This window comes from Haladaptatus sp. CMAA 1909, from assembly GCF_043952005.1.
Taxonomy (GTDB): Archaea; Halobacteriota; Halobacteria; order Halobacteriales; family Haladaptataceae; genus Haladaptatus.
Genome location: NZ_JBIOAV010000001.1, coordinates 2559779 through 2581574, shown reverse-complemented (window position 1 = coordinate 2581574; position 21796 = coordinate 2559779). Strand labels below are relative to the sequence as shown.

Here is a 21796-nt window from a genome sequence, read left to right as displayed (position 1 = left end):
ATGGTTCGTGATGAGGATATCGCGGGAAGGGCGATGGTGACGACAAGACATGTTTGGTGGGTTTGCGATTTCATCAGCTACTGCGACGAAGTCTTTGAAAGCCCCCACCCGCTCGCGGCCGCTGTTGCAGGATATTTTGGCCTCACGCCGCTCGGCCAAAATAGTGGCCTCCACAGCGACTAAAACAAGCGCGAGCGGGCGGCCCTTTCATTCCACCCAAACACCGCACCCGCAACGCAGCACACCCTCCTCAGCCGATTCCCTACAGTGCTCCCGCTGGTCACACCTTCGGTCATCCCTCGCGCGGGCGCACTAGCGTGCACCTTCGCGCGCCGTGCGGCTGGGTCATAATCGGTTAGCCCATCTAACTCCACGACGCGCGCTGACGAAGTGAGGAGGATAGCGAGGAATCGGGTGGGGAAGGAGTGTCTGTCGCAGTGCGGAGGCGGTCTTCACGCGGCCCGGTACGGGCAATCACGATAAAACCGCGACGGTCGTTCGTAGCGATTTTAGTCAAAGCCGCTGTGATGACGCCTCTAACTCACGGTCGGAGCTTTCTCGTCGTCGCGTTTCGTATCGAAACCGACCTAAGGGCCACCGACAAGGTGTCGGTAATGGCCACCCGTCGCGACGTCGTTCTCTATCTCGCGCTCGCCACCGCGTGGGGGACCGCGTTCCCCGCGACGAAGGCGGCGCTCGCCGGATTTCCGCCGATACTCCTCGGTGCCGTCCGCTTCGATTTGGCCGCGCTCGTCCTCCTCGCCGTCGCCGCCGCGTCCGGGCGCTCCCTCCGACCGCGCGGATGGGGGGACTGGACGCCCATCCTCGTCGGCGGCATTTTCAACATCGGCCTCCACCACGCGCTCCTCTTCGCCGGACAGAAGTACGTCACGAGCGCCGTCGCGTCGACCCTCCTCGGTCTGGTTCCGGTCCTCACGCCCGTCGTCACTTCGGCGTTCCGCCCGAAGGAGTCCATTTCGGCACGGGGAGCCGTCGGCGTCCTCTTCGGGTTCGTCGGGGTGGTCCTCATCGCGAATCCGAGCGCGGATAGCGTCTTCAGCGATATCGGCGTTTGGCTGGTTCTCGGTGCCGCCGTCGCGTGGGTCGTCGGGGCCGTCTTCACCGACGAGCGAGAGGCCGGACTGTCCGGTCTTTCCCTCCAGGCGTGGATGTTGGCGGTCGGCGCGCTCGCCTTGGACGCCGCGGCGCTCGTCGTTCCGGGGCAGGGGTTCGCCGCCGCCACGCCGACGACGAGTTCGTTCGCGTGGGTGCTCTACCTCGCCGTCGTTCCCGGCGCGCTGGGGTTCCTCGTCTACTTCCGCCTCCTCCACCGACTCGGCCCGATAGAGATGGGACTTATCGAGTACGTCATCCCGCCATTCGCCGCCGTCTTCGGCTGGGTCGTCCTCGGAGAGGGTCTTACCCCCACGACGGGTGGCGGCTTCCTCGCCATCCTCTGTGGCTTCCTCCTCGTGAAATGGCCGCGAGTCGTCGGGGGGATTCGGGGTTACGTCGATGGACGCGCTGCTGGACGGACCGAATCTTCGAAGGCCGACTGACCGCGTAGCGAGAAAAACCCGACACTCACCTCAGTAATCGATTCGCGTGATTTCCTTGACGGGCCACTGGCTCAGAATCTCGACGCCGTTCTCGCGGACGACGACCATCTCCTCGACGCGGACGCCCTGCCGGTCCGCGGGTTCCATCGTCTCGACAGCCATGGTCATGCCCTCCTCGATTTCGATGGGGTGGTCTGGAGAGATACCGCGCCATATGAGCGGGACTTCGTACAGTTGCAGTCCGAGGCCGTGCGCCCAGTGGTTGGTTGTCATCTGCCAGTGATCGGTGGCGTCGTACCAGTCGGCGTGTTCGCCCTCCATGTCGGGGAAGCCCTCACAAATCTCGTCCGTCGTCGCGCCGGGTTCGATGCACTCCAGCACGTCGTAGAGGTTGTCGCGGGCGGTTTCGTAGGCGTCCTGTTGGGCTTGCGTCGGTTCACCCATGCTGAATGTCCGGTAGTAACAGGAGCGGTAGCCCATGAAACCGATGTTGTAGAAGTCGGCGTAGACGATGTCGCCGGGACGGATGATGCGGTCCGTGGTGTTGGCTTGGTGTTTCGGCCACGTGTTCGGGCCGGAGGTGACGTAGCCGCCCTGCACCATCGCGCCGAGGCTCCAGAGCTTGCTGCTGGCCTCGCCCCACACCTCCGACTCGCGGACGCCGGGTTTGGCGGTTTCCGTGATGCGCTGGAAGCCGGCCTCACAGAGCGCGGCGACCATTCGCAGACACTCGATTTCGTCGCGCGTTTTGACCTTGCGGGCGCTCTCCATGACCTCCGCACATTCCTCCGTCCGAACGTCCACGCCGCGGTCCTCGAACTTCGAGATGAGCGGAGCGTTACCGATGTCGATGCCCATCGGTTCCTTGGCCACGCCGTACTCCTCCATCGCCTCGTAAACGAGTCCCGCCATCTTGTCCTTCAGCCAGTTTCGGGCAGAATTGCGCCCGGATGCTCGCGGGACGTTTCCGAGTCCGGGGCAGGCGTACCGGATGTCCGAAATCCACGGGCAGTTGAACTTCTGGTTGCTCGCGTGGTCCGCCGTGTCCCAGTGGACGATGTCGCCGTCCTCGGTCAACAGGGTGTAGTGGTCAGCACCGGACCCGCCGGTCATGGCGAGTCCCGTCACGTAGCGCACGTTCGGGTCGTTGATGAGGAGCATGCTCCCCAGTCCCGCCTCCCGCATTCGGGTGAGGGCGCGTTCCTTGCGCTCCTCGCGCATGCGCTGCATGTCGATTCGCTCCTCCCAATCGACGCTCATCGTTCCGCGCGTCCCTTCCATGAAATCACGTTGATAGAACCCCATGCGAAACCGTACACGGAGCGGCGTTATGTAATTTCCCGAATCGTCCGTGATAGATTATTCCGGGGCGGACAGTCCGTGTCCAATCGCGTCGGACAAAATCGCCCGAAGCGATGGCCCGAACACCGGAAACGATGGTGTTGAATTCGCGGACGAAAGTCGTCCGAGGCGACACGCTTCGCGTCATTTATCACAGCACGGACTGTGCCCTCGAACGAGATGTGCAAGCACGTCGCCCTGTTGGTCCGCAAGGACGACATGAGCCACGAGGAGTTCGTGGAGTATTGGCAGAACCACCACACGGAGATCGCCCGTGACATCGAGGGCGTGGTCAAATACAGCACCGTGCTCCCGGTGACGCCCGAGGCCGCGGAGTTCGACGGGTTGGCCGAACTGTACTTCGAGGACATAGACGCGCTCCACGACGCCCTCGGCAGCGAGGGCAGTCGCGATTACGACCCCGAAAAGGGCAAAGCGAAGGAGGCCCGCGAAGATGTGGACAACTTCCTCGCACTCGAAAAGCGTCCGCGCTTCATCGGCGAAATCGTCACCCAGAAGGACGAAACCGCAGCGCGAGGCACCGACCGCGAGGACGAAGTCGGCGGCCAGACGGATGGCCTGTACAAACACTCCGCGTTCCTCGTTCGCAAGGAAGGAATGACCCACGATGAGTTCGTGGACCACTGGCAGAACGACCACACGCCCATCGCCCGCGAAATCGAGGGCGTCGTCAAGTACGACACCGTCCTCCCGACGGACCCCGAGAACGCCGAATTCGACGGCATCGCCGAACTGTACTTCGAGGACTTGGACGCGCTCCACGACGCCCTCGGCAGCGAGGGCAGCCGCGACTACGACCCAGAGAAAGGGAAAGCGAAGGAGGCGCGTGAGGACGTGAACAACTTCCTCGCGCTCGAAGAGCGCCCGCGCTTCATCGGCAAGGAGACGGTGCAGAAGGACGGGACCGGGAACTGAGCCGGGAGGCGGAACCGGGCGGGACAAGTCCTCGCCACACCACGAACTTTTGTCGATCGCGCCCGTTTCGAGAGGCATGCGCGTGAGTGCGGTCCTCTCGGTCGTCTGTCTGCTCGTAATGGCCGGTTGCGTCGGGGGCGGGTTCGGAAGCGGCAGTGGAAATCAAGGAACACATACGACGACGAAGGTCGACGAAACTGTCAGCGCGGCGTTCGTCACCGGAGGGAATAGAACGGCCGTGAACCTCGAAGTCGCGAACTCCCCAGAGGAACGCGAACGGGGGCTGATGTACCGTGAGTCGCTAGCGAAAAATCACGGGATGGTGTTCGTCTTCGAGGACCTGGCGGTCCAGTCGTTCTGGATGAAAAACACGCTCATTCCCCTCGACATGGTGTTCGTCTCGGAGAACGGAACGGTCCTCAACGTCGAGCACGCCGACACGCAACCAAACGCGAGCGACAGCGAGTTACGGAGCTATCAAAGCGACGGTGACGCGAAGTACGTCGTCGAGATGCGACAGGGATTCGCCGACAGGGTCGGAGTCGAACCCGGGTCGAAACTCGTGTTCGAGGAGTCGAGACCGAAAGTAGAAGAAAGCTGACTTTTCCTTCCGCAACGACGGTTGTGATTCAACGTCGTTACCATCGGTCACGCTGAACGGACTGCCGGGGGAACGACGAATGGAGATACGACCGGCGAGCGAGGAGGATTTCGAATCGGTCCGGAACGTCGCACGACGTGCCTGGAAGGAGGCGTACGAGACGTTCGTTGACGATGAGGCCATCGACGGGACGGTTTCGTCGTGGTACTCGGACGAGTCGCTATCGGCGGCGGTGGAGAAACCCGGAACGGCGTTCCTCGTGGCGACGGGAGACGACGAACTCCTCGGCTTCTGCCACGCGGTCTGCCACGAGGACGAAGGTGATTTGCTCCGACTGTACGTCCACCCGGGCCACTGGGGAGACGGCATCGGAACCGCGCTTTACGAGCGGTTACGGGACGATTTTCGGGACATAAACATGAAGCGAATTCGGGCGATGGTGCTCTCGCAAAACGGGATGGGAATCGAGTTCTACCGGCGGTTCGGGTTCGAGAAAACCGACGAGGAAACCGTCGAAATCGGTTCCGAGGAGTACGACGAATCGGTGTACACGGTCGCGCTCTGACGCGGCCCGAGAACACAAAGCATTTATCGGATGGTCGTCAATTCCCGGTTACCTCGGGTAGGGGTACACGAGGTATTTCTTTATCACAACGCCGACAGCTACCGCTCTTTCGACCAGTCGTCTTCGAACAGTTGATACGCGCTCGCGAGGTTGAACAACAGTTCCCGCGTCGATGCGCCCGAATCGAGTGCCCGCGCCGTAGCGTGAACGACCTGTGAATACTGTATCGTCGCCTCGTCCACCGACGAATGGTCGACACCGAACTCCCCGTGTGAAAACGACGCGCGAACCGCCGCCCGCTGCTGTCGTTCGACGAGTTCGAACAGTCGCCAGTAGTCCACACCGGCACGCCGCGCGTCCACCATCGCGGCGAGCACTCGCCGTTCGAACCGCCGTTCCGGTGACTCGGTCGTCTCCTCCGTCAGTCCGAACGTCGCCAGAATCTCCGCTTCTTCCTCGTCGCCCATGTCCAGAGTCTGTGAACTCCACAGCTTTACTATTACGGATGGACTGGTCAGTAGTTGGTTACTTTTCGGCGTTCGAATCCGACGAGAGCCGACGGAGGAAGGTCCGAATCTCCGCGTATGCGGCATCGTACTCGTCGCGAAGCACGCAGTGGCCCGCATCGGGGATGTGGACGAGCCGTCCGTCCGCCAATCGGTCGGCGCGGTCGAGGTCCGTCACCCTCGTCTCGGGGTCGGCGTCGGCCTTCAAAACGAGCGTCGGACAGTCGATGTCCGGGAACGCCGCTTCGAGGGGCGGGTAGCCCTCCCGCGGGATGGTCGCGATTTCCGGACGACACTCGGTACTCGCGACCGCGAGGCGTCGCGCCAACGAAGGGTCGTACTCGTCGTGTTCGGCGACGAGTTCCTGCATCGAGGCGTTTTCCCACTCGCGGACCATCTCGCGGACCATCCGCTCACGTTCCTCCGGGGTGGTATCGGGCGGTCCGTGCATTCCGGCGGGGTCTTCGAGGACGACGGCGCGCGGGAGCGTCGGATGCATCGCGGCCGTCCACGCCGCCGTCGAACCGCCCATCGAGTGCCCGACGAGGACGGGATTTTCGAGCGACAGTTCCTCGATGAGGCCGACGAGGTCACCGACTCGGTCCTCGATTCCGTACCCCGTTTCCGTGGCTTCGGAACCGCCGTGGCCGCGCGCGTCGTAGAGCACCAGTTCGAAATCGTCGACGAGGTCGGTCGCCAACCGTTCCCAGCAGCGTCCGTTGCTATAAAAACCGTGTGCCAGAACCAACGTCGGCCCGCCGCCGGTGCGGTAGTACTGCAACTCGACGCCGTTTACGCGGACGGTGTTCGCCGTCCATCCGTCGGGAAGGTCCATACTGAAAGGCCGTAGCGAGTGTAAAAAACACCTTGGACGTCGGATCGGAGTACTCAATCGAGGTCCCGAAACGCGCCGACGAAATCGTCGTGATCCTGTAAGTTCTCGCGGGAGTCGTCAACGGTCTTGCGGAGGGTATCGGCCTCTTGCCGGAGTTGTTGATACTCCTCGTTGTTCTGCAAACTCTCCTCGTCCTTTTCGATTTCGAGGATGGCCAGTTTGGACACGTGAGAGAAATACGTCTGCATCGTTTCGTCGTATTCGACCCGCGTGAGCATCCCCCGAACGGTCGTGAAGAGGTCGTCCTTCGAAACCGGTTTGACGAGGTAATCGTCGAACCCCATGTCGATGATGTCGAAGTCGGGTTTGACGGCCGTGACCATCACGACGCGCGAGTGGAGTTCTCGGTTCCGGAGTTCCGAAAGCACTTCGTCGCCGGAGAGGCCGGGCATCCGACGGTCGAGGAGGACGATATCCACCTCACCGTCGAGCAGTTCCAGCGCCTCACGGCCCTCGTATGCGCGACGGACATCGTAGGAACTCTCTAACCACGTCGCGTACAGGTCCGTAACGTCTGCCTCGTCATCGACGACGAGTATCGTTGGTTCGTCAACAGCCATGATTGGTCCCGGTGTCCCCGTTTCCTCACGAAATCGGTTCGTTAATGAACAATTCGCGATAGCATCTTTATATCTTGTGGTTATGGAATCTATGAATAACTCAACGGTGGTTGCGTGTGGCGATTCTTCTATACGTCTATCAGTACCGAAATAAATAACACCCACGATATCCAAGGGGTGAGTGGTATGTCGAACACCAGTGATCGATTTTGCCGGACACTCCGGCAGTAACAGTACCCCGTACGAACGATTCGAGCGGCTTATCGAACTGCCACCCAGTGCAAAACTCGTCTTCCGGGTCCTCGAAGAGGACGCACCGATGACACAGAAGGGGGTGCGCAACGAGGCGCTATTACCCGCCCGAACGACACGAGACGCACTGCTGAAACTGAAAGACGGGAATCTCATCGAGGAGCGACTCTATCTTCCCGACGCGCGAAAACGCCTGTACGCGCCACTCGAAGTAAAACGGCCGGACGACGCCATGGAGTGACGAACGCGCCGCGGAATCGCCGAAAAACGAAGTATCGATCGTGGCCACGGGGGCGGATTACGCGGACATGGCCGGCGGATGCCGGGGCGGCGTCCGTCGCTACTGGTCGTCATCACGCTCTCCAGCCACACCCATCGAGAAAGTCGTATTTTCCGATATCCTACCTGTTACTTTCTATTGCAAGCCGATACTATCGACTTCTCGCATCCGCCGACCCATTGATACCCGTCAATCCCGTTCGATACCGTGAGAAAATGATGACGGACAAGCACGATCGGTGGCGTTCCCGACGACCACGTATCGATGCGACGGACTCCCGACGGGAGCACGCACGACGAAGGCTGTTTGACCAACTGCACGCCGAAATAGAGTCGCTCCAACGGCGTCTCGAGGAAGCCGAAGAGAGAATCGAACTCCTCGAAGCCCGGCACGAGCGTCGTGAACGTCGGATCAGGTCGTGTTCGATGTGCGGTCGCGTCGCCACGCGGTCCGGTCCCGATGCCCGCTGTCCGTACTGCGAAACGGGAGAGTTGGAACGAGTGTAGCGAGGAGACGGGACCACGGTTCGTTCGAGACGGACACGCCTATGGTCTATCGATTCGAACCGTCCGTCGATGGAACCGGAGACCCGCGAGGAACTGCTTTCCGCGGCCGAACGCTACGCCGAGACGGTTCCGATAGCCGTCGACTTCGACGCTCTCGACTGGGAGTACTCTGACCGGGCGGTTCGTCGGGCGGGGGTGTGTCTGTACGACCGGACGACCGGAAAAGTAACGATTCGGTTGACGTGGGACGCGTATCGCTCGTTCGGGTGGGAGGAGTTCACGGGCACGATTCGACACGAGTTGATACACGCGTGGGAGTTTCAGCAGTTCGGCGAGTCGGGACACGGCGCGCGGTTCGGCGCGAAAGCGGAGGAACTCGACGCGCCGCGTCACTGCCAATCGTTCTCGGACGCGCGACTCCGACTCGTCTGTTCGTCGTGCGACTGGGATGCGCGCCGGTTTCGCGCGTCGAAAGCGGTCAAACGACCGGAACGCCGACGATGCGGGAGTTGCGGAGCGCGCTATCGCGTCGAACACGTGAAAAGCGGACGACGGTGGCGAACGCACGCCGGATACCTCGTCGCGCGGCGAAAGTTGGCCGACGACTGGTAAGGATGGACGGCGGAACTGGAGAAAAAACGTCGAACTCACTCCGAAATCGACTCGATGAACGAGAGGAGTTCCGAGAGGGGTTTCGCGTTCTCCCCGGGGACGAGCATCCCGCTGGGACCGTCGGGTGCCGAGAGAACGTCGGCGTCGTCCAAGATGGCGATATGTTGCTGGTAGAATGTCGTGTAGACGGTGGTCCGTTCGTTCGTGGTCCGGTCGGGACCGAACTCGCGGGACGCGACCTCATCCACGAGCGTCCGCATCGGAATGACGTCCTCCACGTCGGCCATTATCGTGATAGCGTGTCTGCGTCGTTCGACCCGACAGAGGTTGAACAACTCATCCAGGGACAGCGATATCGTGGAAGAGACGGGTTGTCGACCGAACAATCGCCCGAACATTCATTGGATTGTCAGTGGAGCGCCACCTTACCTGTTGTGATTCCGAGAAAAGAAAGGACGGGCGGACTTACTCCGTGACGACGGTGACAGCACCGTCGAAGTCGAGGATGACCGCCTGGGTTTTGTCGCCGAACAGGGCTTTACCGGTGGGGGAGCGCTTTCGCCCCGCGAGGAACACGTGATCACAATCCAAATCGTCCGCCGAGTCTAAAATCTGGTCGCGTTCGTCGCCCACACGCCCGACGGCGTCGTATTCGACGTCGACGCCGTCGAGGACTTCCCGCCCGATGTCCTGTGCGAACTGGCGGGCACCTTGGAGCGCCTGCCCGGCGGTGTATGAACTTTCGAGGTTCGGGATTCGCTCCAGCGACGTGCGCGTTTCCTCGTACTCCTCGTTGGTCGTGACGTGGAGCAAGACGAGTTCTGCCCCGACGCCTGCTGCCAATTTGCCTGCCTCTCGAACGAGTTCTTTCGCCGATTCGGATGCCTCGACGACCGCGAGTGCCCGTTTCATACCAAATATTGCCTGAGACGGAGAATAAATAAATTACCTTTTGATCGTGTTCGGATTGCCTTTCCGCGGTCGGGGAGGTATCATTTCGTTACGTGGTTGGAATACGAACCGATTTATACCCTCGCGGAGTGGAACGGAACGAGAACAACGAATGTCCGAATCCGTCGAGAAAAACGTCTGTCCGGTGGTCGAATCGGTCGAACAGATCGGGTCCCAGTGGCGTCTGGTCGTCCTCCACGATTTACAGGACGGGGAAAAGCGTTTCAACGAACTCAAGCGCTCCACGGGGGCGAGTTCGCGGACGCTTTCGCGCGTGTTGGACGACCTCGGCGAGATGGGGTTCGTCAGTCGCCGCACCGAGGAAGACGCGCCGATTGCGACGTACTACAGTCTCAACGAGAAGGGCCGCTCGCTCTGTCCGATTTTCGAGGAACTGGAGCTGTGGGCCGACGAGTGGCTGTGAGCGATTTCGGTAGAAACCGCTATCGCGTCGACAGCGGGGAATCGTCGGAAACGACGGTGTCCGAATCGCGATGAAAAACGTTCGCCCGCACACCGCAAACGACAACTATTCGGCGTGTCCGTCCCGACGTTCGACCATGACGACTGGCGTCGTGGTACTCAACTTCGGAGAGCCGGACGAACCGACGCGAGAGAGCGTGATCGACTATCTCGAGCGCATTTTCATGAACAACGCCGACCTCGAAGGGGACACCACCGAAGAGGAGGCACGCCGACGCTCCCGGCAGTTGGCCGAACGCCGCGCACCCGGACTCATCGAGGAGTATGAGGAGATAGGCGGGTCGCCCCTCGACCCGCAAGCGAGAGCGCAAGCCGACGACCTGCAAACCGAGCTCGAAGCGCGTGACCTCGACGCGAAAACCTACGTGGGCTTTCAGTTCACCGAACCGTTCATCGCGGACGCAGTGGAGAAGGCACACGAAGACGGGATGGACGAACTCATCGGCCTTCCGGTTTACCCGCTCTGCGGTGCCTCGACCACCGTCGCGTCGCTCGAAGAACTCACCGACGCGGTGGAAGCGCGCGAGTGGGACGTACCGGTTCACGAGATCACGGGATGGCACAAACACCCGACGTACAACCGGATTCGCGCGGAGAACATCGGGGAGTTCGCCGACGAGGAGGGTCTCGACCTGACCGACGACGACACCGAACTCCTCTTTTCCGCACACGGAACGCCGAGCCACTACCTGGACGAGGGCAGTCGGTACGATACCTACGTGGACGAGTTCTGTGACGTGATGGCGAGTAAACTCGGCGTCGAGTCGTACTCGCTCGGCTTTCAGAACCACGGCAACCGGGAGATTCCGTGGACCGAACCCGAAGTCGAGGAAGTCGTGAACGGCATCGACGCCGAACGCGTCGTCGTCGACCCGGTCAGTTTCATGCACGAACAGAGCGAGACGCTCTCGGAGTTGGACGACGAACTCCGCGAGGAGGCCGAGGAGGTCGGACTGGACTTCTATCGCGTTCCAGTTCCGCACGACGACGAGCGCTTCGGCGGCGTCCTCGCCGACCTCGTGGAGCCGTTCGTCGCCGATTTCGACCCCACTTACTACCAGTTCCGCCAGTGCCAGTGCAAGGACACGCCCGGCACGATGTGTCTCAACTCCCCGCTCAGCCGATGACGGTCGGAATCGTCGGCGCGGGCATCACCGGCCTCGCGCTCGCTCACGAACTCCAACGGACGGGAACCGAGTACGTCGTCCTCGAAGCCGACGACGAACCGGGCGGCGTGATTCGGAGCGGACGCGTCGATGGCCACCTGCTGGAATGGGGGCCACAGCGACTCCGACGGACCGGACCGGTCGACGAACTCATCACCGACCTCGGGTTGGACGAGGAAGTCATCGAAGCGGGGGACACCAAACTGTTCGTTTACGCGAACGGCGCCCTTCGACGCGCGCCGTTCTCCATCGAGGAGTTCGGGCACACCGACCTCCTCTCGTGGCGGGGCAAACTCGACGTGCTGGAAGAACCCCAAACCGCGCCAGCGGACCCCGATGAGACGGCCGCCGAGATGTTCACCCGGAAGTTCGGCGAGGAGGCGTACAAAAACCTCATCGGACCGCTGTTCGGCGGGACGTACGGTTCGCTCCCGGAACGAATGCCCGTCAAACACTCGCTGTCCGGCGTGTTGCGGATGGAGGAGACGTACGGCGACCTGCTGACGCCAGTCCTGAAACGCGCGATGGACGGCGGGAGTTCGGCACCCGCCATGTCCTTCGAGGAGGGCGTCCAACGGCTTCCGGAGGCGCTGTACGACGCCCACCACGAGAACGTCCATCTGGGAACGCCGGTCGGGGCGATTCGGGAAGCGGGTGACGGCTATCGCCTCGAAACGGACGACGGGTCGTTCGACGTCGATTCGGTCGTCGTCACCACGCCCGCCGAGGTGAGCGCGGACCTCCTCTCGCCGTTCGCCGAGCGCGCGGACTCGCTCCGAGAACTGACCTACAATCCGCTCGCGCTCGTCCACCTACGGGCCGATTCCGACCGGGACGGCTTCGGCTATCAGGTCCGTCACGACGAAGGGCTCGACACCCTCGGCGTCTCGTGGAACGCGAGCATGTTCGGACGGACTGGAAAATCCGAAAGCACGGGAGTTTACACCGCCTTCCTCGGCGGGATGAAGAACCCGGAACTGCTGGACGAGAGCGACGAAACGCTCGGCGACATCGCCGCGACGGAGTTCGCGGACGTGATGCGAACGGACGCCGAGGTGCTGAGCGTCCGCAAACTCCACCGGGGATTCCCCGCCTACGACGAGTCGTGGGATGCGCTGAAGGGATTCGAAACGCCGGACGGAATCCACCTCGCCACTAACTACACCGGACGGATGGGCGTCCCGAGTCGGATTCGGGAGGCGAAGGCGTTGGCCGAACGGTTCGCGGCGTAGCTACTGAATATCCGCTTTTTCGAACCGACAGTAACCGAGAGCGAGCGGACGAGCAGGGCGAGGACGACAGAAGTCGCCCGAAAGGATTTTTCCGATTTTGCTCGGAAAAAGTCGTTTCGGGCGACCAAGCGGAGGGACATACGTGGTCGTGTCGTCAGGAAGGAATAAGATTTCCTAGCGCTCGATTTCCTTCGCCGCGTCCACGAACGCCCTCGCGTTCTCGACGGGTGTCGTTCGGTCGATACCGTGGCCGAGGTTGAGGATGTGGCCGGAGTCGCCCGCCTTCTCGATGACCTCGTGGGTCTTCTCGCGGACGAACTCGGGACTCCCGAGGAGATACGACGGGTCGAGGTTGCCCTGAACCGGCGTGTCGCCCAGTTGCTCGCGGGCGTCGGCCATGTCCACCGTCCAATCGAGGCCGACGACGTCCGCGCCCGCCTCCGCGAGCAGGTCGAGTTTGCCGCCCGGGTGACGCGCGAAGACGATGGACGGCACGTCGATGGCGTCGAAGATGCGCTTGTGGTGCGGGAGGACGAACTCGCGGTAGTCGTCCGGCGTTAACACGCCGGCCCACGTGTCGAACACCTGAATCACGTCCGCGCCCCGTTCGACTTGGTACCGGACGTACTCCTCCACAACGTCGGTGAAGATTTCGAGCAGGTCGCGGAACGCCTCTGGATGGTTCGTCCGAAACCGACGAATGGGCTTTCTGGACGTGGGTTCGTCGCCCACGACGTAGGAGGCGAGCGTGTACGGTCCGCCGGAGAAGCCGATGATGCTGGTCTCGTCGCCGATGCTCGCCTGCAATCGGCCTAATAGGTCGCCCACGTAGCCGATTTCGCAGGCGACGTCCGCGAACTCCGTCGGCACGTCGGACGGGTCGGTGACGGGATTCGAGACGACGGGGCCGACGCCGCTCTCGATGTGATAGTCGAAGCCGAGCGGTTCGAGGACGGTGAGGATGTCCGAGAACATGACGAGTCCGTCCGGTTCGAACAGGTCCCACGGGAGGAGGGTGATTCGTTCGGCCACCTCGGGCGTCTTGATGGCCTCCTTGAAGGTGTACTCCTCGCGGATGTCGCGGTACTCCGGGATGTATCGCCCGGCCTGCCGCATCAGCCAGACCGGTGGGCGTTCGGTCCGTTCGCCGCGTGCCGCCCGAACCAACAGGTCGCTCATGTGCCGACGTTGGCCGGATAGCGTCTAAGCGTTTCGACTCACGGTTTCGAGGCGGCAGAACGGCGAGCGCGTTTCAGTCGGAGGCGTCGTACCCGGCGTCCTCGACGGCGGCGACCAAGTCGGCGTCGTTCGCGTCGCCTTCGACGGTTGCCGTTCCCGCTTCGTGGTCGGCGCTCGCGTCCGAGACGCCCGAAACGCCTTCGAGCGCTTCGACGACGTTCTGTTCACAGCCACCGCAACTCATTCCGTCTACGTCGATGATTTGGACCATACACGAACGTACTCGCGGGTTACTTTTTGCGATTTCGGGAAAATATCCAAGCCGCGGACGACGAATCCGACGGGCGATACAGGCGGCAGAACGGGGCTGCCGAAGAGACGAAACGTTCGCGGGGATAATTCGCTTTTTAAACAAACGGAATTTTGTATTTCTCCGAAGATATACAGGATGTCCGTGGCAGAGACGTGGGATAACGAAAACTGTTTTTATTCCATAACTCGAAGGGAGGTGTAATGCGACAACTCGACGACACTGACCGGGAGATAATCCGGTTGCTCGTAGAGGACGCACGCCGCCCGTACAACGAAATCGCGGAGACGGTTGGTCTCTCTCCGCCGACCGTCTCCGACCGCGTGGAGCGCCTCCAAGAGATCGGCATCATCCGTCGATTTACGGCGGACTTGAACCACGGCCTCCTCATCGACGGCCTCTCGTTGCTCGTCACGGTCAACGCCAAACCGGGGCACGTGGACGCGATCAAGCGCTCGTTCGGGTCGTTCGACGGCGTCGAACACGTCTTCGTCACGGCCGACGCACACATCGTCTGCAAAGCGAACCTCCACGAACAGGCGGTCGAAGCGCTCCTCTCGGACGCCATCGAGGACGACGCCGTCCGTGATTACGACGTGCAGTTGCTGGTGGACGAGGAATGGAACCCGCAACCGGGTACCATCGAGTTCGCGCCCGACTGCGTCGAATGCGGCAACACAGTCACGAACGAGGGCGAGTCGACCCGCATCGACGGCGAACTGTACCACTTCTGCTGTTCGTCGTGCAAGGGACAGTTCGCCGAGCGATACGAGCGCCTGCAAGAGGGTGCGGCCGACTGAAATCGAAATTACATAAATCCGTTTCAGGGAAGGGTTTTGGTGTCATGTAGCAAACGCTCAGACATGGCAACGGAACAATCGTTCGTCCGGGTCGCCGACGCGGACGAGTTACGGGAGGACAGTCCCCAAATCGTCAGCGCGAACGGCCACTCCATCGGACTCTTCTTCCACGAAGGGGAGGTACACGCGATAGACAACAGATGTCCGCACATGGGTTTCCCCCTCACGAAGGGGTCGGTGGACGAGGGAATCCTCACCTGTCACTGGCATCACGCGCGGTTCGAACTGTCCTGCGGGGACACGTTCGACCCGTTCGCCGACGACGTGCGGACCTACCCCGTCGAGGTCCGTGACGGGGACGTGTACGTCCAACCGAACCCGCCGCGTGACGAACCGCCCGAGGAACACTGGCGCGATCGACTCGAACACGGCCTCCGGGAGGACATCAACCTCGTCGTCGCGAAGTCCGTCATCGGGTTGGAGTCGGAGGGCGTTCCATCAACCGTCCCCGTCGAACTCGGCACGGAGTTCGGGACCCACTACCGGCAGATGGGATGGGGCAGAGGGTTGACGACGCTGGGCGTGATGGCGAACCTCCTCCCCGACCTGCGCCCGGAGGACCGCCGTCGGGCGCTCTACGTCGGACTGACGGAAGTTGCGGACAACTGCTCGGGCGAACCGCCGTTCTTCGTCCAGGAGGCGCTTTCGACGGACGACGTGTCGGCCGAACGGCTCGCGGACTGGTTCCGGGACAACATCGAAGTTCGGGATTCGGACGGCGCGGAGCGCGTCCTTCGGGCGGGAATCACGGCGGACCTCGACGAGTCCGAAATCGCCGGAATGCTCGTCGCCGCCGCGACTGACCACCTGTATCTCGACACCGGACACCGACTCGACTTCATCAACAAGGCGTTCGAGACGCTGGACCTCATCGGGTGGGAACGCGCGGACGACGTGCTTCCCAGCCTCGTCCCCGGGCTCGCGTCAGCCAATCGCGCCGAGGAGAACTCCTCGTGGCGACAACCCATCGACGTGGCGGCGTTGTGTTTCGACGCCGCCGACGAACTTCCCGAACTCATCGAAGCTGGCGAGGGGAAGACGTGGGAAGAACCGGACGACTTCGTGGACATCCTCCTCGGCGAGGACCCGCACGCCATCATTGACGCCGTGACTACTGCCGTCGAGGACGGCGCGACGGCGACCGAACTCGCCCGCGTCGTGACGTTCGCCGCGGCGCGCCGCGTCGCCCACTTCGGCACGTCGAACGAGTTCCGCGACTGGAACACGGTCCACCACACCTACACCTACGCGAACGCGGTGGACGGACTCTCTCAACGGACGGACGCGCCGGAAGTGTATCGCGGCGTCTTCGATGCCGCGATGAACGTCTACCTCGACCGGTTCCTCAACACGCCGCCGACGCCGATTCCCGACCCGGAGGGTGAACGCGACCCGACGGCCGTCCTCGACGAACTGATGGAGACGTTCGAGGTGGAGGCCGACGAGGAGGTGGACCTCGCCGGGGAGTTGACGGCGGAGTACCTCGCCGCCGAGGGCGACGTGGCCCGACTGAAGCGAAAACTCGGGGAGGCGCTCCTGCGCGAGGACGTCGGCTTCCACACCCGACAGAACGTCGAGGTGGCGTTCAGGCAGTACGACGCGCTCGAAGACGAGGGAACCGAGGAGAGCGAACGGAGAGCGCGAATTCACCTCATCGCGACCGCACGCTACCTCTCGGCCCACACGCCGACGCGGCGGGCGGGCGAACAGACGTTCCGAATCGCCGAACGCCTCAACCGCGGGGAGAACATCCACGAGATGGACTGACGGAGGTGTCGACCCTGTCGGTGGAATCGGAACGGCGAACGATGCCGGCTGTTTTTTCGAATCGGAAAGCCAGAAATCGGCGTCCACTGCGGTCGTGTCGTCCGACTCGGCGGGTTTTAGCGATCCAATACAACCTCATTTGTTTTACTGCAACTGAATTGGGTAAAGTTTATGGGTGGGCGGGAGGACACCACATATAGCGGTTGGAGTAGGACAAGCCCCACATGTGGGCTTACAAGACTGGAGGTGCAAGGAGTGACAACCATGGACTGCCCGGATTGCGGGAACGAGCGGACGCGAGTCATCGACACCACGAGTGCCGACGGAACCTCGGTACGACGGCGTCGCGAGTGCCAACGCTGCTCGTTTCGGTTTACCACGTACGAGCGTCCGGAGTGGGATTCCCTCCAGGTGAAAAAGCGCGACGGGAACATCGAGGCGTTCAGCCGCGAGAAACTCCGCTCGGGTATCGAACGGGCCGTTGAAAAGCGCCACGTGAGCGAGGCCGACGTGACGGACCTCGTCGAGGCGGTGGAGTCCGAACTCGGAAAACGAGAGACTCGAATCGTCTCGTCGAGTCTGGTCGGCGACCTCGTCTCGGAACGACTCCGCGAACTCGACCAAGTGGCGTACATCCGCTTCGTTTCGGTGTACAAGGCCTTTTCCGAACCCGAGGAGTTCCTCCGCGAACTCGACGCCGTTCTCGACGCGGAACTGGACGACGACCCTCCTCATCCGACCGACAAGTAAAACGAGTTAACGATTTATGAGCCACCAATCAACAGCGACGACGACGAACGCTCGGTCTATTCTGGACCGAGCACGAACGGGCCACGAAACGATACTTTCGGCGGACGACTGGGACGATATCGTCACCGAAATCGAGCGGAACTCATATGACGGCGCGAGCACCGACGAACTTTATCAAGCCGTCGTCGACGCGCTCTCCGCGCGCGTCGAACGCGACCCGACGTTCAAGAAAATCGCCGCCGCGGCTTCGCGCCAGCGGTACTATCGCGAGGTTATCGGCGAGGATTTGGAAGGGTACGAACTGGACAAGAAGTACCGCTCGACATTCGTCGACAACCTCGAACGCGGCGTCGAAATCGGCCGTCTCGACCCGCGACTGACCGAAACGTTTGATCTCGAATCGCTGGCCGACTACCTCGAACCGAGCCGCGACGAGCGGTTCGAGCACATGGCGATGGACACGCTGATTCAGCGATACTTCCTCAAAACAGAGGAGAACGGCGAGCACCTCGAACTGCCGCAGGCGTTCTGGATGCGCGTCGCGATGGGATTGGCGGTCGAAGAGGACGAACCCCAGCGCCGGGCCGAGGAGTTCTACGACGTCCTCTCGAAACTGGAGTTCACCCCCTCGACGCCGACGCTGTTCCACAGCGGAACGACCCACCCGCAACTGTCGTCGTGTTACCTGACGACGGTCTCGGACGACCTCGAACATATCTTCGAGTCGTACAAGGGCCACGCACAGCTTTCGAAGTGGAGCGGCGGCCTCGGCAACGACTGGACCAACCTCCGCGCGGGCGGCGCGCTCATCGAATCGACGGGCGTGGAATCAACCGGCGTGGTGCCGTTCCTCCGCATCAGCAACGACGTGACGGCGGCGATAAACCGCTCCGGCAAGCGGCGAGGAGCGGCCTGTGGCTACCTCGCGTGCTGGCATCTCGATTTCCCCGCGTTCATCGACCTGAAACGGAACACGGGCGACGAGCGCCGACGCACGCCGGACATGAACACGGCGGCGTGGGTTCCGGACTTGTTCATGAAACGCGTCGAGGAAGGTGAACAGTGGACGCTGTTCAGCCCGGACGAGGTCCCCGACCTCCACGACCTGTCCGGTGCCGCCTTCGAGGAGAAGTATCGCGAGTACGAAGCGATGGCGGACGAGGGCGAGTTCCGGCAGTACGAACGCGTCGACGCCGAAGAGCTGTGGCGAAAGATGCTTACGCGACTGTTCGAGACGGGCCATCCGTGGCTGACGTTCAAGGACCCGTGTAACGTCCGCTCGCCGCAGGACCACGCCGGGACGGTGCACTCCTCGAACCTCTGCACCGAAATCACGCTGAACACGAGCGAGGACGAACACGCCGTCTGCAACCTCGGCAGCGTGAACTTCGTTACGCACGTCGAAGGAAATGAACTCGATCGCGAGCACCTCGCGGACACCATCGAAACCGCCATGCGGATGTTGGACAACGTCGTGGACCTCTGTTTCTATCCCACGGACGAGGCCGAGTATTCGAACATGCGACATCGGCCGGTCGGACTCGGAACGATGGGATTCCACGACGCGCTGATGGAACTCGGAATTCCGATGGACTCCGAGGACGGCATCGAAGCCGCGAACCGCTGGCAGGAGTTCGTCTCCTACCACGCCATCCTGAACTCCTCGAAACTCGCCGCCGAACGGGACCCCTATCCGTCCTACGACGGTTCGAAGTGGGACCGCGGCCTGCTCCCGCAGGACACCGTCGATTCGCTCGAAGCGGAACGAGGGAGGGAGATTCCGACGGACCGCGAGGAGACCCTCGACTGGTACGTCGTCCGCGAACACGTCGAGGAGCACGGAATGAGAAACTCGAACACGATGGCCATCGCGCCGACGGCCACGGTTTCGACCATCAACGGAACCACGCCGTCGATCGAACCGCAGTACTCGAACCTCTACGTGAAATCGAACATGTCCGGCGAGTTCACCGTCGTCAACGACCACCTCGTCGACGACCTGCAAGAAATCGGCGAGTGGGACGAGGAGATGGTGGACAGGATCAAGTATCACGACGGGTCGATTCAGGAGATCGACACCGTTCCGGACGACCTGAAGGAACTGTATCGCGGGGCGTTCGAAATCGATCCGCGTCACCAACTCGAACTGACCGCCCACCGACAGACGTGGATCGATCAATCGGTCTCGCACAACGTCTTCTTCCCGTCCACGGACGGTACGCTGCTGGACGACGTGTACAAGACCGCGTGGCGGTTGGGCCTGAAGACGACCTACTACCTGCGGACGCTCGGCGCGTCGGGAATCGAAAAGTCGACGCTCGACATGGCCGAGTACGGCAAGAGCCAGCACCGGGACGAGTTCGGAGCCGACGAGGCCGAGACCGACGGCGGTCAACCGGCGGACGAAACGGACGGGAAGGACCTCTGTACCGTCGAAGATCCGACGTGCGACGCCTGTCAGTAATCGACCACACGCTCACCATTTCAACCCATCCATGCCACTCATCAACAACGACGCCGAACACGACCCGAACAGGATACTCCCGCTGGACTACGACTGGGCCCGCGACTACTACCAAGCGGGCGTCAACAACAACTGGGTTCCCGAAGAGATTCCCATGCAGGACGACATCTCCCAGTGGAACGGAACCGCCCTCTCGGATGCCGAGCGCCAACTCGTGGAGTGGAACCTCGGCTTCTTCTCGACGGCCGAGTCGCTCACCGCGAACAACATCGTCCTCGCACTGTACGAGTACGTGACCGCGCCCGAGTGCCGCCAGTACCTCCTCCGACAGGCCTACGAGGAGGCCATCCACACGGACACGTTCATCTACTGCTGTGACTCGCTCGGCTTCGACCCTGACTACCTGTACGGGATGTACGAGCGGGTCCCCTCCATCGAGGAGAAAGACGAGTTCGTGGTGAACCTGACGCGGGCTATCAACCGCCCGGATTTCACCATCGACACCGAAGACGACGTCCGCGAATTCCTGCGCGACCTCGTCGGCTTCTACGTCATCATGGAAGGCGTCTTCTTCTACGCCGGGTTCGCCATGATGCTCGGGCTGAAACGCCAGAACAAGATGGTCGGCATCGGCCAGCAGTTCGAGTACATCATGCGCGACGAGTCGCTCCACGTCGGGTTCGGCGTCGACCTCATCAACGAGATTCGGGCCGAGAACCCGGGCGTGTGGACCGACGAATTCGGCGACGAGGTGACCGACCTCATCACCGAAGCCGTCGAGCTGGAAAAGCTCTACGCCTACGAGGCGTGTCCCGACGAAATCCTCGGCATGAGCGCAGAGCAGTTCGCCGAGTACGTCGAGCACGTCGCCGACCGCAGGCTCGGACAGTTGGACCTCCCGGAGCAGTACGGTACCGACAATCCCTTCCCGTGGATGTCCGAGCAGGTGGACCTGAACAAGGAGAAGAACTTCTTCGAGACGCAGGTCACGGAGTATCAGAGCGGCGGGTCGCTCGACTGGTGATCACCGCGCACTGAGCGACGTTCTGCGGTTTTCCCGGCGACGAAGGGCGTCGTCGCGCAACGTCTGTTGTTCGTCCGTCGGACAGTCGAGGTCAGGAACCGAGGCGGGTCGTTCGTCCTCGTCGAGCGCGACCATGGTGAAAAACGACGTCGCTGTGTCGCGCTTTTCGTTCCGACTCGGCCGCTCCGCACGGACGGTGACGACGACGTCCATGCTCGTTCGCCCGGTGTCGAACACGTACCCCTCGACGGTCACGATGTCGCCGAGGTCGATGGGACCGAGGAAATCGACGTGGTCCATCGACGCGGTGACGACCTGCCGCCGCGAGAAGCGACGCGAGGCTATCGCGGCGCAGATGTCCATCCAGTGCAGCACCGACCCGCCGAGCGCCCGACCGAGGTTGTTCGTATCGTTCGGCATCAGGATTTCACTCACGACCGTCCGCGATTCGGCGAGGGTCTCCGTTTCGTTCATCGATGGGTCCTACACGATGCTTCCAGATAAATCACCTGTACTTGTATTTTTGCAAGTCTGTTTGTTTTAGTGGCCGTCTCACTTATCCGGCGACGAATCGTGATAGTGGACGGATATGATGGAACGGACGGAAACGAGGGGGAACGGAACGGTTATCGCCGGACTGGCGCTCGGCGTCTGGTTGCTCGTCGCGCCGTTCACCGTTTACGGCGCGATGCTCGCACCGAACTTCTGGAACGACGTACTCATGGGGGTCGTCGTAGTGGCGCTCGCACTCTACGGCCTCCGCCGTGTGTGGCGTGGACGGCCGATGAGCATCGCGGCGGGCGGACTGTTCGGCCTCCTCGGACTCTGGCAGGTGACGCGCCCGTTCGTCGTCGCTACCGCTGGGCCGATTCCGAAGTGGGGCGACGCGATCGTCGGCGTCCTGTTGGCGTTCCTTGGGGGACGAATGGTACGGGAAGCGCGGACGGCGGCGCTTGAACAGCACGCCCCGAGCGACGTGAGTGGCGACTGACTCGGC

Annotated in this window: 26 protein-coding genes; 17 read left to right on the top strand and 9 right to left on the bottom strand. The window is 62.1% G+C overall.

The window, feature by feature from the left end:
- Both ACGYLY_RS14060 and ACGYLY_RS14055 read left to right on the top strand, forming a co-directional pair.
- A complete protein-coding gene (locus ACGYLY_RS14060) occupies positions 1–183 on the top strand; it encodes a hypothetical protein (protein WP_395280974.1) in 183 nt (60 codons plus the stop codon).
- Positions 184–614: 431 nt separating this feature from the next.
- Positions 615–1559, top strand: coding sequence for a DMT family transporter (locus ACGYLY_RS14055; RefSeq protein ID WP_395280976.1), 945 nt, complete (start codon positions 615–617; stop codon positions 1557–1559).
- Positions 1560–1589: 30 nt separating this feature from the next.
- Here ACGYLY_RS14055 and ACGYLY_RS14050 read toward each other — a convergent pair whose 3' ends face one another.
- The gene (locus ACGYLY_RS14050) at positions 1590–2864 is read right to left on the bottom strand and encodes a M24 family metallopeptidase (protein ID WP_395280977.1); all 1275 of its coding nucleotides are present in this window, start codon (positions 2862–2864) and stop codon (positions 1590–1592) included.
- A gap of 216 nt (positions 2865–3080) precedes the next feature.
- Between ACGYLY_RS14050 and ACGYLY_RS14045 the strand changes: the two genes are divergently transcribed.
- The 3 genes from ACGYLY_RS14045 (at position 3081) to ACGYLY_RS14035 (ending at position 5002) form a co-directional block, all read left to right on the top strand.
- Positions 3081–3836, top strand: coding sequence for an EthD domain-containing protein (locus tag ACGYLY_RS14045; protein ID WP_395280978.1), 756 nt, complete (start codon positions 3081–3083; stop codon positions 3834–3836).
- A 76-nt stretch (positions 3837–3912) separates the two neighbouring features.
- Positions 3913–4437, top strand: a complete 525-nt coding sequence (locus ACGYLY_RS14040; RefSeq protein WP_395280979.1) for a DUF192 domain-containing protein — start codon at positions 3913–3915, stop codon at positions 4435–4437.
- 79 nt (positions 4438–4516) lie between these two features.
- Positions 4517–5002, top strand: a complete 486-nt coding sequence (locus ACGYLY_RS14035) for a GNAT family N-acetyltransferase (protein WP_395280980.1) — start codon at positions 4517–4519, stop codon at positions 5000–5002.
- A gap of 98 nt (positions 5003–5100) precedes the next feature.
- Here ACGYLY_RS14035 and ACGYLY_RS14030 read toward each other — a convergent pair whose 3' ends face one another.
- From ACGYLY_RS14030 to ACGYLY_RS14020, 3 genes are read right to left on the bottom strand one after another with little or no spacing between them, the layout of a single operon-like run.
- Positions 5101–5469 carry a hypothetical protein gene (locus tag ACGYLY_RS14030; protein ID WP_395280981.1) on the bottom strand — a complete coding sequence of 123 codons (369 nt, stop codon included), beginning with the start codon at positions 5467–5469 and terminating at the stop codon, positions 5101–5103.
- Positions 5470–5527: 58 nt separating this feature from the next.
- Positions 5528–6343 (bottom strand): alpha/beta fold hydrolase, encoded by an 816-nt coding sequence (locus ACGYLY_RS14025; RefSeq protein ID WP_395280983.1) that lies wholly within the window; start codon positions 6341–6343, stop codon positions 5528–5530.
- Positions 6344–6396: 53 nt separating this feature from the next.
- On the bottom strand, positions 6397–6963 hold the full coding sequence (locus ACGYLY_RS14020) for a response regulator transcription factor (protein WP_395280984.1): 567 nt from the start codon (positions 6961–6963) through the stop codon (positions 6397–6399).
- Positions 6964–7162: 199 nt separating this feature from the next.
- Here ACGYLY_RS14020 and ACGYLY_RS14015 point away from each other — a divergent pair, with 199 nt between their 5' ends.
- From ACGYLY_RS14015 to ACGYLY_RS14005, 3 genes are all read left to right on the top strand, one after another.
- Entirely contained in the window at positions 7163–7456 is a 294-nt protein-coding gene (locus tag ACGYLY_RS14015) for a hypothetical protein (RefSeq protein WP_231186894.1), read from the top strand.
- A 257-nt stretch (positions 7457–7713) separates the two neighbouring features.
- Positions 7714–8001 (top strand): hypothetical protein, encoded by a 288-nt coding sequence (locus tag ACGYLY_RS14010; protein ID WP_395280985.1) that lies wholly within the window; start codon positions 7714–7716, stop codon positions 7999–8001.
- Between the two features lie 69 nt (positions 8002–8070).
- The gene (locus ACGYLY_RS14005) at positions 8071–8613 is read left to right on the top strand and encodes a SprT-like domain-containing protein (protein WP_231186892.1); all 543 of its coding nucleotides are present in this window, start codon (positions 8071–8073) and stop codon (positions 8611–8613) included.
- Positions 8614–8648: 35 nt separating this feature from the next.
- Here the strand turns inward: ACGYLY_RS14005 and ACGYLY_RS14000 are convergent, their stop codons facing one another.
- Positions 8649–9011, bottom strand: a complete 363-nt coding sequence (locus ACGYLY_RS14000; protein WP_395280986.1) for a hypothetical protein — start codon at positions 9009–9011, stop codon at positions 8649–8651.
- A 67-nt stretch (positions 9012–9078) separates the two neighbouring features.
- Positions 9079–9525 (bottom strand): universal stress protein, encoded by a 447-nt coding sequence (locus ACGYLY_RS13995; protein WP_395280987.1) that lies wholly within the window; start codon positions 9523–9525, stop codon positions 9079–9081.
- 151 nt (positions 9526–9676) lie between these two features.
- Here ACGYLY_RS13995 and ACGYLY_RS13990 point away from each other — a divergent pair, with 151 nt between their 5' ends.
- From ACGYLY_RS13990 to hemG, 3 genes are all read left to right on the top strand, one after another.
- Positions 9677–9988 carry a helix-turn-helix domain-containing protein gene (locus tag ACGYLY_RS13990; RefSeq protein WP_231186889.1) on the top strand — a complete coding sequence of 104 codons (312 nt, stop codon included), beginning with the start codon at positions 9677–9679 and terminating at the stop codon, positions 9986–9988.
- A 136-nt stretch (positions 9989–10124) separates the two neighbouring features.
- A complete protein-coding gene (gene hemH, locus ACGYLY_RS13985; protein WP_395280988.1) occupies positions 10125–11174 on the top strand; it encodes a ferrochelatase in 1050 nt (349 codons plus the stop codon).
- Positions 11147–12445 carry a protoporphyrinogen oxidase gene (gene hemG, locus ACGYLY_RS13980; protein WP_395291154.1) on the top strand — a complete coding sequence of 433 codons (1299 nt, stop codon included), beginning with the start codon at positions 11147–11149 and terminating at the stop codon, positions 12443–12445. Before hemH ends, hemG begins: the two co-directional genes overlap by 28 nt.
- Positions 12446–12619: 174 nt before the next feature.
- Here the strand turns inward: hemG and hemE are convergent, their stop codons facing one another.
- Both hemE and ACGYLY_RS13970 read right to left on the bottom strand, forming a co-directional pair.
- Positions 12620–13624, bottom strand: coding sequence for a uroporphyrinogen decarboxylase (hemE, locus tag ACGYLY_RS13975; RefSeq protein ID WP_395280990.1), 1005 nt, complete (start codon positions 13622–13624; stop codon positions 12620–12622).
- Between the two features lie 73 nt (positions 13625–13697).
- The gene (locus ACGYLY_RS13970) at positions 13698–13895 is read right to left on the bottom strand and encodes a heavy-metal-associated domain-containing protein (RefSeq protein WP_395280992.1); all 198 of its coding nucleotides are present in this window, start codon (positions 13893–13895) and stop codon (positions 13698–13700) included.
- Positions 13896–14137: 242 nt separating this feature from the next.
- Between ACGYLY_RS13970 and ACGYLY_RS13965 the strand changes: the two genes are divergently transcribed.
- The 5 genes from ACGYLY_RS13965 (at position 14138) to ACGYLY_RS13945 (ending at position 20799) form a co-directional block, all read left to right on the top strand.
- The gene (locus ACGYLY_RS13965; RefSeq protein WP_395280994.1) at positions 14138–14734 is read left to right on the top strand and encodes an AsnC family transcriptional regulator; all 597 of its coding nucleotides are present in this window, start codon (positions 14138–14140) and stop codon (positions 14732–14734) included.
- A gap of 63 nt (positions 14735–14797) precedes the next feature.
- Positions 14798–16561: a Rieske (2Fe-2S) protein gene (locus tag ACGYLY_RS13960; RefSeq protein WP_395280995.1), complete on the top strand. Its 1764-nt coding sequence runs from the start codon at positions 14798–14800 to the stop codon at positions 16559–16561.
- Positions 16562–16825: 264 nt separating this feature from the next.
- Positions 16826–17311: a transcriptional regulator NrdR gene (gene nrdR / locus ACGYLY_RS13955; RefSeq protein ID WP_395280996.1), complete on the top strand. Its 486-nt coding sequence runs from the start codon at positions 16826–16828 to the stop codon at positions 17309–17311.
- Between the two features lie 16 nt (positions 17312–17327).
- Positions 17328–19775, top strand: a complete 2448-nt coding sequence (locus ACGYLY_RS13950; RefSeq protein ID WP_395280997.1) for a ribonucleoside-diphosphate reductase subunit alpha — start codon at positions 17328–17330, stop codon at positions 19773–19775.
- A 31-nt stretch (positions 19776–19806) separates the two neighbouring features.
- Positions 19807–20799: a ribonucleotide-diphosphate reductase subunit beta gene (locus ACGYLY_RS13945; RefSeq protein WP_231186881.1), complete on the top strand. Its 993-nt coding sequence runs from the start codon at positions 19807–19809 to the stop codon at positions 20797–20799.
- Here the strand turns inward: ACGYLY_RS13945 and ACGYLY_RS13940 are convergent, their stop codons facing one another.
- The gene (locus ACGYLY_RS13940) at positions 20800–21273 is read right to left on the bottom strand and encodes an acyl-CoA thioesterase (protein WP_231186880.1); all 474 of its coding nucleotides are present in this window, start codon (positions 21271–21273) and stop codon (positions 20800–20802) included.
- A gap of 118 nt (positions 21274–21391) precedes the next feature.
- On the opposite strand from ACGYLY_RS13940, the gene ACGYLY_RS13935 reads away from it, so the two are divergent.
- The gene (locus ACGYLY_RS13935; protein WP_395280998.1) at positions 21392–21790 is read left to right on the top strand and encodes an SPW repeat protein; all 399 of its coding nucleotides are present in this window, start codon (positions 21392–21394) and stop codon (positions 21788–21790) included.
- Positions 21791–21796: the final 6 nt, after the last annotated feature.